The sequence below is a fragment of the Candidatus Omnitrophota bacterium genome, from assembly GCA_014728045.1.
Taxonomy (GTDB): Bacteria; Omnitrophota; Gorgyraeia; order Tantalellales; family Tantalellaceae; genus WJMH01.
In genome coordinates this window covers 145,337-158,959 of sequence record WJMH01000010.1, presented here as the reverse complement: position 1 = coordinate 158,959, position 13,623 = coordinate 145,337, and the positions used below count along the sequence as shown (strand labels likewise).

18 protein-coding genes and 1 riboswitch are annotated in these 13,623 nt (G+C 48.3%); of the genes, 15 read left to right on the top strand and 3 right to left on the bottom strand.

Translation table 11 applies throughout. The annotated features are described in order from the left end of the window. The first annotated feature begins 46 nt into the window (after nucleotides 1–46). The 3 genes from GF409_03365 (at nucleotide 47) to GF409_03355 (ending at nucleotide 1,362) form a co-directional block, all read left to right on the top strand. Nucleotides 47–475, top strand: coding sequence for a response regulator (locus tag GF409_03365; protein ID MBD3426254.1), 429 nt, complete (start codon nucleotides 47–49; stop codon nucleotides 473–475). Beyond that, on the top strand, nucleotides 429–971 hold the full coding sequence (locus tag GF409_03360) for an NUDIX domain-containing protein (GenBank protein ID MBD3426253.1): 543 nt from the start codon (nucleotides 429–431) through the stop codon (nucleotides 969–971). The genes GF409_03365 and GF409_03360 overlap by 47 nt, the downstream gene beginning before the upstream one ends. A gap of 88 nt (nucleotides 972–1,059) precedes the next feature. Continuing rightward, a complete protein-coding gene (locus GF409_03355; protein ID MBD3426252.1) occupies nucleotides 1,060–1,362 on the top strand; it encodes a hypothetical protein in 303 nt (100 codons plus the stop codon). Nucleotides 1,363–1,415: 53 nt separating this feature from the next. Here GF409_03355 and GF409_03350 read toward each other — a convergent pair whose 3' ends face one another. Then, nucleotides 1,416–2,039 carry an NAD(P)H nitroreductase gene (locus GF409_03350; protein ID MBD3426251.1) on the bottom strand — a complete coding sequence of 208 codons (624 nt, stop codon included), beginning with the start codon at nucleotides 2,037–2,039 and terminating at the stop codon, nucleotides 1,416–1,418. Between GF409_03350 and GF409_03345 the strand changes: the two genes are divergently transcribed. The 7 genes from GF409_03345 (at nucleotide 2,020) to GF409_03315 (ending at nucleotide 6,480) form a co-directional block, all read left to right on the top strand. Beyond that, a complete protein-coding gene (locus GF409_03345; GenBank protein MBD3426250.1) occupies nucleotides 2,020–2,850 on the top strand; it encodes a DUF3108 domain-containing protein in 831 nt (276 codons plus the stop codon). The two genes, GF409_03350 and GF409_03345, sit on opposite strands and share 20 nt — an antisense overlap. Before the next feature lie 114 nt (nucleotides 2,851–2,964). Then, entirely contained in the window at nucleotides 2,965–3,441 is a 477-nt protein-coding gene (locus GF409_03340) for a flavodoxin family protein (GenBank protein MBD3426249.1), read from the top strand. Nucleotides 3,442–3,468: 27 nt separating this feature from the next. After that, nucleotides 3,469–4,791 (top strand): AAA family ATPase, encoded by a 1,323-nt coding sequence (locus GF409_03335; protein MBD3426248.1) that lies wholly within the window; start codon nucleotides 3,469–3,471, stop codon nucleotides 4,789–4,791. 7 nt (nucleotides 4,792–4,798) lie between these two features. Further along, nucleotides 4,799–5,119: a DUF134 domain-containing protein gene (locus tag GF409_03330; protein MBD3426247.1), complete on the top strand. Its 321-nt coding sequence runs from the start codon at nucleotides 4,799–4,801 to the stop codon at nucleotides 5,117–5,119. 32 nt (nucleotides 5,120–5,151) lie between these two features. Then, entirely contained in the window at nucleotides 5,152–5,832 is a 681-nt protein-coding gene (locus GF409_03325) for a hypothetical protein (GenBank protein ID MBD3426246.1), read from the top strand. Between the two features lie 16 nt (nucleotides 5,833–5,848). Further along, on the top strand, nucleotides 5,849–6,040 hold the full coding sequence (locus tag GF409_03320) for a hypothetical protein (GenBank protein ID MBD3426245.1): 192 nt from the start codon (nucleotides 5,849–5,851) through the stop codon (nucleotides 6,038–6,040). Then, nucleotides 6,037–6,480 carry a hypothetical protein gene (locus GF409_03315; GenBank protein MBD3426244.1) on the top strand — a complete coding sequence of 148 codons (444 nt, stop codon included), beginning with the start codon at nucleotides 6,037–6,039 and terminating at the stop codon, nucleotides 6,478–6,480. Before GF409_03320 ends, GF409_03315 begins: the two co-directional genes overlap by 4 nt. A gap of 15 nt (nucleotides 6,481–6,495) precedes the next feature. Here the strand turns inward: GF409_03315 and GF409_03310 are convergent, their stop codons facing one another. Both GF409_03310 and GF409_03305 read right to left on the bottom strand, forming a co-directional pair. Next, complete coding sequence (locus tag GF409_03310; protein ID MBD3426243.1) at nucleotides 6,496–7,554, bottom strand: hypothetical protein; 1,059 nt, start codon at nucleotides 7,552–7,554, stop codon at nucleotides 6,496–6,498. 123 nt (nucleotides 7,555–7,677) lie between these two features. Continuing rightward, nucleotides 7,678–8,733 carry a hypothetical protein gene (locus GF409_03305; GenBank protein ID MBD3426242.1) on the bottom strand — a complete coding sequence of 352 codons (1,056 nt, stop codon included), beginning with the start codon at nucleotides 8,731–8,733 and terminating at the stop codon, nucleotides 7,678–7,680. 153 nt (nucleotides 8,734–8,886) lie between these two features. Further along, nucleotides 8,887–8,979: riboswitch (cyclic di-GMP riboswitch) on the bottom strand. Nucleotides 8,980–9,211: 232 nt separating this feature from the next. Here GF409_03305 and greA point away from each other — a divergent pair. The 5 genes from greA to cysK all read left to right on the top strand — a co-directional run bounded on the left by greA (nucleotide 9,212) and on the right by cysK (nucleotide 13,620). Next, the gene (greA, locus tag GF409_03300) at nucleotides 9,212–9,688 is read left to right on the top strand and encodes a transcription elongation factor GreA (protein MBD3426241.1); all 477 of its coding nucleotides are present in this window, start codon (nucleotides 9,212–9,214) and stop codon (nucleotides 9,686–9,688) included. Between the two features lie 9 nt (nucleotides 9,689–9,697). Then, nucleotides 9,698–10,258 carry a hypothetical protein gene (locus tag GF409_03295; GenBank protein ID MBD3426240.1) on the top strand — a complete coding sequence of 187 codons (561 nt, stop codon included), beginning with the start codon at nucleotides 9,698–9,700 and terminating at the stop codon, nucleotides 10,256–10,258. Between the two features lie 18 nt (nucleotides 10,259–10,276). Continuing rightward, nucleotides 10,277–11,299, top strand: coding sequence for a hypothetical protein (locus tag GF409_03290; GenBank protein MBD3426239.1), 1,023 nt, complete (start codon nucleotides 10,277–10,279; stop codon nucleotides 11,297–11,299). Nucleotides 11,300–11,364: 65 nt separating this feature from the next. Beyond that, a complete protein-coding gene (locus GF409_03285) occupies nucleotides 11,365–12,666 on the top strand; it encodes an aminotransferase class I/II-fold pyridoxal phosphate-dependent enzyme (GenBank protein ID MBD3426238.1) in 1,302 nt (433 codons plus the stop codon). An 18-nt stretch (nucleotides 12,667–12,684) separates the two neighbouring features. Next, on the top strand, nucleotides 12,685–13,620 hold the full coding sequence (gene cysK, locus GF409_03280; GenBank protein ID MBD3426237.1) for a cysteine synthase A: 936 nt from the start codon (nucleotides 12,685–12,687) through the stop codon (nucleotides 13,618–13,620). Nucleotides 13,621–13,623: the final 3 nt, after the last annotated feature.

Here is a 13,623-nt window from a genome sequence, read left to right as displayed (position 1 = left end):
TATATTATTAATAAGACCCTTCAGGTTTATACTTAGGGGCAATTCAATGAACGAGCATAAGTCAGCGAAAAAGCATAAGATACTGGTAGTAGACGATCAGGTCGGGATCGTTTCATTCCTCTATGATTTCTTCACTATAAAAGAATACGACGTCTTGCAGGCGACCAGCGGCAAGAAAGCCATAAAGCTTGTTGCCGAGGAAAAACCCGAACTTGTTCTTCTGGATGTACGTTTAGGTTGGGGAAAGGACGGGATAGAGGTACTTAAAGAGATAAAGGAGATCGCCCCTGATATTCGTGTCATCATGATGACCAGTGTCGCCGATGAAGATGTTATAGAAGAGGCGTTCAGTCTGGGGGCTGATGATTACGTTATCAAACCTTTCAGTCTTAAATACCTGGAAAAGGTCGTAATGCTGAAAGTCCTGAATCTGGAGATCGAAAGGCTGGGAGAAAGCCCAAGTGAGCAGGAATGAGAAAAAAGTCTTTGACGGGCGCCTTATCAAGGTCTTCAGTAAACACCAGAAACTGCCCAACGGCAAAAAAACCTACCTCGAAAAGGTGCACCATCCCGGTGCGGCAGTTATAGTCCCCCTGGTCAAGCAGAAAGTTGTTATGATCCGCCAGTACAGGCCGGTCATAGATAAGTATATATGGGAACTTCCCGCGGGTACTCTTGATGCCGGGGAGAAGCCCGGGACTTGTGCGAAGAGGGAGATCCGCGAGGAGACCGGGTATATAGCCAAAAGAATAGAAAGACTGGGATATATATACACGACGCCCGGTTTTTGTAACGAGAAGATACACATCTATCGCATCTGGTGCGAGGAAAAAAAGGACCAGAAAAAAGAAGAGGATGAGATAATCAGCGTGAGGCTCATGACCCGCAGCCAGATATGTAAGAGGTTCCGAAAGGGCCTGATAACCGATGCGAAGACCATCGCTGCTTTAAAGTTCGCGGATCTTTTGTAGCGAGGGTCCGTTTTTTCTGGTAAGGGCTCTCTCTTGACAATTCATATTATATAATATATACTTCAACAAAAGATAAAAGGGGGTGGAGATGAAAAAGGTTTTAATACTTTTTGTTATATTCGTTATAGCTTTTAACGTAAACGCATTCGCTTCCAGGAACGAACCGTTGAAGAACATCGGAGATGGGCTGGACGAGATAGTATACGGTCAGATAGAGACACCTGACAGCATAGATGAAACCGGCACAAAGGGATCTCCGGCATATTCTGACTGTACCGCGAAGACCAATGACGATGTCGGCAGGGGTATAGCAAGGTTCGTAGGGGGCATATGGCGCATAGCCACCTTCTGGTATCCGGAAGACGATACATCTTCAATGACGACCAAATAAAAATGGACTTTAACACAAAGCCCATCTCGATGTTAAGTTGAGATGGGCTTTTTTTATTCTGACGAAGAGTACTTGTTGAAACTTACCGCATCGCTCTTTTGTTTGAGCTCTTTAGTGTGTGTGGGGCTTGCCGAAGGATAACCCATGGAAATAACAAGTTCGATCTTTTTCGTGCGGGGGACAGAAAGTATCTTCCTGATCTCTTTTTCGTTGAACCAGCCCAGTATGCAGGTACCTATGCCGAGTTCCTGTGCCTGGAGAACCAGATGATCGCAGGCTGTACCTATGTCGATCCTGCGGAAATCCGTCTTTCTGAGTTTGTTGCCGCACCAGGCCGGGAATTTCATCTTCTCCGCCACGATAACTATGTAAGATGCAGCTTTCTTGGCGAATGAATTCATCTGGTAAAGTCCTGAGAAAGCTTTTTCCGATATCTTGTTTTTAGTGTCCGGATCTTCGACCACGATGAATTTCCAGGGTTGCGAGTTGCAGGCTGAAGGAGCCAGGCGTGCGGCCTCGACGCAAAGCTCAAGATCGCTATGCGGTATTGCACGATCTTGATAAGAACGGATGCTTCGCCTTGTTTTTGCCAGTTCAAGAAAATCCATAGACCCTCCTATCTTGTTTATGAATATGATTTTGATTATAATATAACCTATGAAAAAAACCCAGAACATATTGCTTTTGGCCTGCCTGATCTTTCTTCTTCAGGGGTGCGCGAGTACCGGCAGGGTGGATAAGCTCTCCACACACGAGGATATTTCCTCGGATAAGGCGATCAGCGACATATCCACGAAAAACCGTTTCCACACAGGGAAAAGGCTCACTTATCTGATAGCCTGGAACGGTATACCCGTTGGGAACATCATAACTGAAACGCGAGATATAAAGAAATACAGAGGGCGTGATGTTCATGTGGTAAAACTCGTCACCGAATCCAACAAGTTCCTTTCTAAAATCTACAGGGTGGAAGATACTTATATCTCTTATGTCGACGCTGAGACGATCACCAGCAGGCGCTATGAAGCCGACCGTAAAGAAGGAAACTACAGAAAGCACGTTATCGTTGAATATGATTTCGATAAGATGCAGGCCGAATACACCAACCTTACCGATGGATCGGTTAAAAAGTGTGATATAACCGAGAACGTTCAGGATCCGCTCAGTGCCATGTGCTATTTCATGACATTGCCCGTGGAGATCGGGAAAAAGGTGCATATAACCGTCAACCTTAATGAAAAGAACTACGACCTCTACGCCAGGGTGGAAGCAATAGACGTCGTTGAGCTGCGCCATCTGGGCAAGTTCCCGGCTTTTAAGGTCAGGCCGTATGCCCAGCTTAAGGGGCAAAGGGTGAAAAAAGGCAGAGCCTGGATGTACTTCTCGGCGGATAAGAACAGATATCCACTGTACGGTGTGGTCCGCATACCTTTCGGCAGAGTTACCGCTACGTTAAGGTCGATTGAAGATATTCGCTCAGATGTATAAATCACTGTGCGAATAGAAATGCCGATAAAAATATTATATAATATCCGTCAATTGGCGTATAATAATCAGTTGTAAACTGACCGCAGATAACAGACATACGAGGGGAGGCAACGGATGAAAAAGATAGCTGTCGTATATTATTCCAAGACAGGTAACACCGAAAGCATGGCAAAGCTTGTCGAGGAGGGCGCTAAGATGGAACAGGACGTGCAGGTGGTTCTTAAGAAAATCGAGGATTTCCCGGCCAAGGAAGCTCTCGATTACGATGCCTTGATAATCGGTTCACCGACCTATTACGGGCTAATGGCATATCAGGTCAAGAAGTTCTTAGATGATTCAGTGGCTTTTCATGGAAAATTGTCAGGTAAGGTAGGTGCCGCCTTTACTTCAGCGGCGAACATAGGCGGAGGTAACGAAACTACCATAACCGGGATATTGGATGCCATGCTCATCCACGGGATGATCATCCAGGGGGAACATTCGGGAGACCATTATGGCCCGGTTTCAATAGGCGAGCCGGATGACCGCGTCGAAATGCAGTGCCGTGCTCTGGGCAGGAAAGTTGCATCTCTTGTTAAGAAAGTCCTTTAAACAAAGCTGATAACGGAAAAGGAGACCATGAAAAAGATATTCGTGCTGGATACCAATGTTATTTTGCATAATCCCAATTCTCTGGTTTCTTTCGGAGATAATATCGTTCTTTTGCCCATAGAGGTTCTTGAAGAACTCGATACTTTCAAAAAAAGCCACGATGAAAAAGGCAGGAACGCGAGGATCGCCATACGCATGCTGGACAAGATGCGCAAGAAGGGAGCGCCCGGGGAAGGGATGCCGCTTGATAACGGAGGGATACTCAAGGTGGCAACAGGTGTCGATTATGAGAAGGTCGCCGAGACCGGACTTTCGGATGATATCGCCGACAACAGGATACTCTTAGCTGCTTATATACATAAGGAAAAAGGAGAACAGGTCATATTCGTGTCAAAGGATATTAACGCCAGGATAAAAGCGGATGCCTTGGGCGTTAAGGCGGTTGATTTTGAAAAGAACAAGGTCGATCTGGAGCATCTTTATCCGGGGTGGCATCCTATGGAGGTTAAAAGAAGCGAGATAGACGAATTTTATAAACAGAAAAAATACGAAGTAAAGGAAGGGGAGTTCTTTCCAAATGAGTTCGCCCTTCTTGTGGACAGGGATGAGCCCAAACATACAGCGATAGGCAGGTATAAAGAGGAGTTCGGCATATTGATGCCGCTTATTTTCAATAAGACATGTGTGATGTCGATACGGCCCCGCAACAAGGAACAGGCCATGGCCACGGAGCTGCTTTTGAACAACGACATAAATCTGGTGACCTTGGTGGGTCCGGCAGGCACCGGTAAGACGCTTCTGGCCATAGCCGCCGGGCTTCAGAAGGTAGTTAAGGACAAGTCCTACGGAGGTTTGCTTATATCAAGACCGGTAATGCCCCTTGGAAAGGACATCGGCTACCTGCCGGGCACCAAGGAAGAAAAGCTCGAGAGCTGGATGGGGCCCATCTACGACAATCTGGAATTCATCCTTAACGCGGAAAAAAAGGATCGTGATACAAAGGTCAAGGTCAAGACCCAGATAGAGAAATACATAAAGGACGAGATCATTGAGCTGGAAGCGATGACCTTCATGAGGGGGCGCAGTATACCCGACCGGTTCATAATCATCGACGAGGCGCAGAACATGACGCCCCACGAGGTAAAAACGGTCATAAGCCGGGCGGGGAATCATACCAAGATGGTCCTGACGGGCGATCCCTATCAGATAGATAACCCGTATCTCGATTCCTCCAGCAATGGTCTGACATACTGCGTGGAAAAAATGAAGGGCCAGAAAATGTTCGGCCATATGACCTTTGCCAAAAGCGAGAGAAGTTCGTTGGCGTCGCTTGCCGCCGAACTTTTGTAGGTGAGGTATGCGGATGAGGGATGGTAGGCCCAAGAAAAAAAGGATAATAAGGGAAAAACCGGAAAGTTTCCGGTTCAGCCCGAGAGGGAAAAGAGGTAAACCCGATAACATCATACTGAAGATGGAGGAGTTCGAGGCTTTGCGATTAGCCGATTATCTTTCCATGCCGCATAAAGAGGCAGCTTCTTCGATGGAAGTCTCACGGCAAACTTTCGAAAGGGTTCTGAAGAAAGCCCGCAGGACTGTCTCCGAAGCCTTAATAAAGGGCAAGGGAATTAAGATATGGGGCGGTTCTTATGATTTTGGTGATGAAGGTGACGATGATTAGAAAAGAGGTATTCTTACCGGAAGGAGAATGATATGCTGAAAAAGATGATCGCGTTCGTAACAGTGTTATGTTGTTTGATGTTGGTGGCGGAGGAAGTTCCGGCGGCCAGCGTTTCCAAATTGAACCGAAGGGTCAGGGACGCGAAAATAGTCATGGAAGAGATGCAGCAGATGCCCGATACTGCGATACCCAGCGACCTTTTAAAGAAGTGCGCAGGCATCGCGATATATCCCTCTGTGATCAAAGGGGCTTTCGGTATAGGCGGGCAATACGGCCAGGGAGTACTTCTGGCGAAGAACGACGCGGGCGAATGGAGCCCTCCTGTTTTCGTTTCGCTCGGCGGCGCCAGCATAGGTTTTCAGATCGGAGGTCAGGCAGCTGACATAATACTCGTAATCATGGGCAAAAGGGGAGTCGAAAGCTTTTCCCATAATAACGTAACCCTTGGCGGGGATGCTTCAGTCGCCGCGGGTCCCGTCGGGCGCAACGCACAGATGGATACAGATATACTGCTCAAGGCTGGAGTTTTTTCATATTCCAGGACTAAGGGTCTTTTCGCCGGAGTAAGCCTCAAGGGAGCTATCGTAGGCCCTATGAAAAATCTTAACGAAGACTATTACGGTGATGTGGATATTGATGATATACTATTCAGTGACAAGATAGAGCCCACGGAACAAGGAGAGGAACTGATAAACCTCCTGAAACAGTATTGATCAGGGATTGCATAAAATGAGGATAAACATACGTTATATAAAAGAGAATGATATCTTCGAAGTGCAGGCCGTTGAAAAAAAACTGCGCGCGCATTTTTTGCTTTCCAGAGCGGAGCTTAATAATCTGCGCACTATACTGGAAAAGGCGCTTCTGGACAGCAAGAAAAAAGGCAAGGGGAAGGGCAGGTCAAAGGAATCGGACAAATGATGACGGGAACTATATTCAAAAAATGCTGCGTATTATCTTTTCTCCTTGTTTGTCTCTTTTTCTCCGTTCAGGCGGAGGCCCGGCAGAGGTGGGTTAAATCCAAAACGGGTCTGGGTACCCTCATACAGCTGGGCAAGGACAGGGCCGAAATGGAAAAAAACTTTACCGAAGAGACCAGTTCCTATGAATCATTGAAGAAGGCGATCGACGAGGGGGATCTGGAAAAAGGCACCTCCGCCAAGAGGATACGCGGAAGATACGGGGAGCCCGTAGTTACTTTCTCTCTGGCCTCCGGAGAAGGTTCCCAGTGGGTATATAAGCCCGGGACGCAGAATTTTCTAGATGGCGCGGATAAGGTTTATCTCGAATTCGACAAAGAAGGCAACCTGCAGGATTGGAAGAGCGTAAAAAGAAAAGAGAAGAACGAAAAGCCGGAATAATCTTTCCATTTATCGCTAGTTGGCATTTTGTTTAAAGTATTTTTCGAGTATTTGCAGGGCAGGTTTATTCTGCGGAGTGAACTGGCGGTTGTGTTTGCCACCTGCATGGACGCTGGTATCCCATCTCCACCAATATACCCCTCTTAGCCAGCTGCAGCCCCATATGGTCTCAAAAAAAGCCTTGTAGCAGTTCGCCTGGACTGCGAGGTCGGCGTTACCGTGATTGCCCCCTTCCCAGGGGTACATCGGTGCGGTGGTAGTGCTTGCGTATCCGATCTCTGTGAAGATGATAGGTTTAGGATAACCTTTGTGCCAAGCACGGATCTGTTGTTTCCATTTTTCCCAACCCCGGACTATTTCGGTCACCGAAGGGTTGGGTCTGTAGGTAAGGGGAAAATACGCATCTATGCCGACATAGTCAAGATCGTCCCAGAACCCGATATTCCGGTAGTTGTCCCAGTTGGCCGCGTAGATTAGTTCGCCATTGTAAAGATTGCGCACCTTTTGTATGATATGTTTCCACTGCTGTAGCTTTTGAGCGGTAAAGACCAGTTCGGTGCCTACACAGAACAGTTCCACGCCGGTGGATTCTGCCAGCAGCGCATAATGGGTTATGAAGCTGTCATATTCGGCGAACCACTTCTGCCAGTCTTCATCACTGGTAAAACCTATGTCAGCGCGCCAGTAACCGTCACTACGGCCTTCGAGTATATCTATGTGCGGTTTTAACATGACCCTCAGACCGAGCTGACGGGCTTTTTCTATGACGCGTCTTACGCCTGAATCGGAGGGGGTCTGGGCGGTGGAAAATATTCTTGTTGAATTATGTCTTTTCTGGTAGTAAGTAGGGCAGACGGCTATGTATTTTGTTCCAGTGGAAGCGAGATCTTCCAGCGAACTGTCCGAATGGGGAGAAAGGAAGTCACCCTTCTCCCAGGTCACGTAACTCATCCCTTTCTGGAGCGGGGGATCTTTTCGCTGCTGAGGATGCACCGCGTCTGTATGTCCCAGAAGGGACACTAAAAAAGTGAATATGATAATTCTCTTCATGCGTTTCAAGAAAACTTTTGCCATTTATGACACCGCCCGATCCGATCAGACAGGATATAACCATTGTCAGGGTCAGTTTATCATAGATGCCCGGAGCTACCAAGTGAAAGATTCGTGACAACTGCTGTATGCCGGATATGGAGAGGATCAGTCCCGTGTTTTTCGCATTGCGTAATGGGTCTGCCTGTTTCGGGTCCTGTAATAAGATTCAAGCACTTCTTGGGCGGGTTTGTTCTGCGGGGTGAACTGTCGGTTGTATTTTCCGCCCGCGTGCACGTTAGTGTCCCACTTCCACCAGTAGATACCCGCCAGCCATTCTTTTTCCCACATGGTGTCGAAGAATGCTCTATAGCATTCGGCCTGTATATCCGGATCGGCGTTACCGTGTGTGCCCCCCTTCCAGGGAGTATAAGGAGCATGTGAGGTGCTGGGGTATCCTATTTCGGTGAATATCACGGGTTTATTTACGAGTTTTTGCCAGGACTCGATGTCGTTCTTCCATTTTTCCCAGCCCTTTTTCAGGTCTTCTTTAGTGGGAGAAGGCGAGTAGGTGAGGGGAAAGTACGCGTCTATACCGACATAATCCAGTTCCTCCCAGAAATTGATGTTCTTGAAATTGTCCCAGTTGGCCGCGTAAACGAGCTCCCCCTTGTAGATCTTGCGTACTCTGGAGATTATCCTGCGCCATTCGGGATCCTTTTGGGTGGTGAATGAGAGTTCTGTGCCCACACAGAGAAGTTCTACTCCAAGGCGCCTGGACATGCTGGCGTATTCGAGTATGAAACGTTCATATTCGCGGAACCATTTTTCCCAGTCCTGTTCACAGGCGAATCCTATGTCTGCCCGCCAGTACGTCCCGTCATATTTATCGATGAGGTCTATATGGGGTTTAAGCATGACCTTCATCCCGAGTTTATGAGCTTTTTTAATGACATGCGCCAGACTTCTTTTGCTGGGGGTCTTGTCAGTTCTGATTATGTCTGTGGAATTATATTTTTCCTGGTAATGCGTAACACATAAGGAAATATATTCAACGCCGAGCTTTGACAGTTTTTCGAGGGACTTATCAGAGTATTCGGAGGCGAAACGGTCCTTGTCCCAGGTGACGTAACACATTCCTTTCTGAAGCGGCATGAGCGCAGTCTGGCAGTCAAGAGACGCTGTCGGAAGGACCAGGACAGACAGCGAAACTAATAGAACCATCAGCTTGTTGAACGATTTTGATTTTAACCGGCGAATTCCCATTATACCTCCATAATATTGCTCGATAACAAAAAACCCTATCTGACAAGGGCTCTCCCTGACAAATAGGGCTACAAAAAGTCGGCAATAAACTGAATTCACCGGACTGTTGATTTCGGCAGCCTGACGACCGTGCCCTGTATGGAACAGGGGGTAGGTTCAAAGCTTTGCAGCCCCATTCTTTCAAATGGTTTGCCCTTATCGATCAAACATGATCATTTTCTAATAAAGAACTTATTTCCCTCTACAAAAACAAGTTTAATGATAAAAGATATAAAAAGCAAGATACCTACAATAACTTTTTGATTTTTAACGATATTAAAAATATTATTAATTATATAAATCCATATATAATATTTTTGTTTGAGTAAAAAGGGTAAATCCATTATAATTAGTTACAAAAACACAAGACTTACATCATCGCAGAAAGGAAGGGAAAATGTCTCAGGGAAGAATCACATTGACACGCGAAGGCCGGGACAAGCTGGTCAAGGAACTGGAATACCTTAAAGGCGAAAAAAGGCGGGAGATAGCCGTGCAGCTAGCGGAGGCGCGCGCGCATGGTGACCTTAGCGAGAATGCCGAATATGATGCGGCCAAGGAGTCCCAGGCGCTTAATGAAAAACGTATAGCAGAGCTTGAAGAGACACTCATCAAGGCACAGATCATAGACGAGCGTGCCATGCCCAAGGATGAGGCTCTTCTGGGTGCTACCGTCAAGGTGAAGGACCAGTCAACGGGCGCTCAGTTCGATTATGTGCTCGTATCGGAGGAGGAGTCGGATTTCGAGAATGACCGGATTTCGGTCTCTTCTCCCGTAGGTAAAGCCCTTCTCGGTCACAGGGTGGGGGATGTAGTAGAGATCGCGGTCCCAGCGGGTATTCTCAAATATGAAATAACAGAGATAACACGATAGGAGGCGCAGATGAGAAAACAGCTTGATCTATCCTTGGCTACCAGATTGATCAATCACGGTCCGGTTGTGCTGGTAAGTTCCGCCTGTGGCGAGAAGGCGGATATTACTCCCGTTGCATGGAACATGCCCCTCCAGAAAAATCCTCCCATGGTGGTCCTGGAGATAAGTGAAAAACATTTTATTTTTGAATGCATAATGAAGACCGGTGATTTCGCGGTTAACATACCTGCAAAAGATCTTTGCGCGGATGTTGCCAAATGTGGTTCGGTCTCCGGCAGGGACACTGATAAGTTCCAGATGTGTTCGCTGAGCACCGAGCCGGGTAAAAAGATACAGTCGCCCGTGTTAAAGGAGGCCCTCGCGGTCCTTGAATGCCGCCTGGTCAGGGATGAGCATCTTCTTAAAGAATACAATATGGTAGCGGGGGAAGTTAAGTACGCCGAAGTCGAAGAAGGGGCTTTCCAGGAGCACTGGCAGTTTGAGAAGGATGAGGCGAGGACTATCCATCATCTCGGGGATAAGACCTTCTGTTTCCCCGGGGGCGGTGTGATAGACCTCAGAAAAGGATAGAGAAGGAAGGTGTAGATAGTGAACTGGAAGAAAGTTTTATTAATCATATTCATTGCGCTGGTGGTATGGTCGTTCCTGCCGCTTGTTCCTTTCTGGATGATGCAGGGCGCCCCGCCCGGGGATAATAACCAGACAAATATCCAAAAACTTGAACAGAATACCGGCGCGTATTTTTCCTTTATCGTGTTCGGAGATAACCACGCGGGTCTTATCTTCAATGATTCGGCTACCTTGAAAGAGATATGGCACATGAACCGGGAGGACAGGTTCCGGAAAGTGCCCATAGATTTCGTGCTTAGCGTAGGTGACGTTACCCTTGACGGCAAGAGATCGCATTTTCTGGCATACAAGAAAATGCAGAAACTCATAAAGTACCCGGTGGTCGCCGCCATAGGCAACCATGATGACAGGAAGCTTTTCGAGGAATACTGCGGTAAAAAGGAATTCAGCTTCGTTAACAGGAACTGTTTTTTCATAATACTGGACAACGAGCAAGGCGCATTGAGAGAGTCGCAGTTCAACTGGCTTGAGGAACAGTTGCAAAAGGGTCAGCAGCATGACCATATTTTCATAGCCATGCATAAACCGCCGTTCGATCCATATCAGCAGGAATGGTATAACGAGGATAATAGCCCCTGGGCTTATCGTTTCAGGAAGCTCTGCGGCCAATACGGCGTCGAAATGGTATTTTCGGGACATAAACACATGTTCAAGAGCGAAAAGTTCGACGGAGTTGAACATATAGTTACAGGCGGCGGCGGAATGCTTATAGAGATACCCGAAGACGACGGGGGCTATCTCCATTACATGCGTGTTATGGTCAACAATGATTATGTTACCTATGAGGTCCGTAAGGTGTCCCCGCCTCTGTGGGAATATTTGACTTATTATTTCTGGAAAGAAGCTGTTTACTGGGCGCGTAACCTTTACGGGGTAGGTTACATATTCGGAAGGAACACAAAGGTCCAGCCCTTGAGGGTATCTGGCCTTAATGACAGGGAATACTGGATATGGGCGCCCGGGAATAAAGACGCCCAATGAACAAGCCTTTTTCCGCAAAACTTTGATGGCCGGTATTTCCCGAGAACGCCGAAGAGGAGGCAAAGATGAAAGAGAAAAAATGGAAACCAGCGACCATGGGTATCCATGCGGGTTATTCGCCAGAACCCACCACGGGAGCGAGGGCCGTTCCGGTGTACCAGACCACTTCCTTTCAGTTCAAGGACACCCAGGACGCGGCAGATCTTTTTGCCCTCAAGAAGTTCGGGAACATTTACACGAGGCTTATGAATCCCACCACAGGCGCCCTGGAAAAGCGCATAGCGGCCCTGGATGGGGCTACAGCCGCTGTTGCCGTCTCATCCGGGATGTCCGCCGTGAGCCTGGCGATATTGACGCTGGCTTCCGCAGGGGACGAGATAATCTCTTCGAGCAGTTTATACGGGGGTACATACACTCTTTTTCAGTATACGTTACGTAACCTGGGCATAAACGTCAAGTTCGTTGACTCGACGGATCCGGAGAATTTTCGCAAGGCCTTAACTAAAAAGACCAAAGCTTTCTACGCCGAGACCCTCGGCAATCCTAAGCTGGACGCGGTGGATATCGAGGAGGTGGCCGCTATCGCTCATGAGAGCGGAGTGCCGCTGGTTCTCGATAACACCGTGGCGACGCCTTACCTTGTTGATCCGGTGCGTTTCGGGGCGGATATCGTAGTGTATTCGGCCACGAAATACATCGGCGGATACGGCACTTCTATCGGGGGCCTTGTGGTTGATTCCGGGAATTTTGATTTTTCCTCCGGGAGATTCCCGCAGTTCACCGAACCGGACCCCAGCTATCACGGGATCAGGTTCTGGGATTCTTTCGGCAACCTGCCGGAGAAGGGCAATGTCGCTTTCGCAACAAGGGCACGGGTGAGCCTTCTCAGGGACCTCGGTTCCTGCATGAGCCCGTTCAACGCGTTCCTTTTCCTTTTAGGACTGGAGACGCTTCATCTCAGGATGACCAGGCACAGCGAGAACGCAATGGAGATAGCGCGTTTTCTCGATTCACACCATAAGGTTGAATGGGTTAATTATCCGGGTCTGGTGGACCACCCTCAGCACAGTGTGGCCTGCAAGTATTTCAGGGAAGGCCTGTACTCGGGGCTTGTGGGTTTCGGCATTAAAGGCGGTCTTGAATCCGGCAAGAAATTCATAGATTCGGTGGAACTTTTCAGCCACGTGGCCAATATAGGAGATGCCAAGAGTCTGGCCATCCATCCCGCTTCTACAACTCATCAGCAACTTACGGCCGAGGAACAGAAGGCGGCAGGCGTTACTGAAGATTTCGTGAGATTGTCCGTGGGGATAGAGGACGTCGAGGACCTTATTGCCGATCTGGACAGGGCCCTTAAGAGAGCATGATCGTTCGGAACAGGTACAATGAATATACATGAAAACATAACGCAGACCGTTGGAGGGACGCCTCTTATGCGTCTTTCAGCGTTCGACGAAGGCTTGCCGGGTAATATCGTCGCCAAAGCGGAATTCTTCAATCCCTTGTCCAGCGTCAAGGACAGGATCGGGCTAGCCATGATCGAAGCGGCCGAGAGAGAAGGAAAACTCGGGAAAGGATCGGTCATCATAGAACCTACAAGCGGGAATACCGGTATCGCTTTGGCCTTTGTCAGTGCCTCAAAAGGCTACAGGCTCATCCTGACCATGCCCGAGTCCATGAGCAGGGAAAGACGCGCTCTTTTGAAGATACTGGGGGCTGAACTTGTACTCACTTCCGGGGAGAGAGGAATGAAAGGAGCCGTTGAAAAGGCCCGGGAACTTGTTGAAAATATCCCGGGCGCTTTCATGCCCCAACAGTTCGAGAATCCGGCGAACCCCAAAGCGCACAGGGATACTACCGCTCCCGAAATATGGAACGATACAGGAGGCGAGATCGACTTTTTTGTCGCCGGTATCGGTACCGGCGGCACTGTAACGGGGGTGGGGGGATTCCTGAAAGAGAAACGGCCGGATATAAAGGTGGTAGGAGTTGAACCGGCGTCTTCCGCCGTGCTTTCCGGAGGAGAACCCGGTCCCCATAAAATAGAGGGCATAGGCGCGGGATTCGTGCCCAAGGTCTTGAAAAAAGAAATATTAGATGAGATAATAACCGTTCTGGATGAGGAGGCCGGTGAATACGCCCGCAGGTTGGCAAGAGAAGAGGGCATATTCGCAGGCATATCCTCCGGAGCCAACATCGCCGCCAGCGTTAAAATAGCTTCCAGAGAGGAAAATCGCGGCCGAAATGTCGTTACGGTGCTCTGCGACGGTGGGGAAAGGTATTTGAGCACGTGGCTTTATCGTGAATACATGGATGGATAAGAG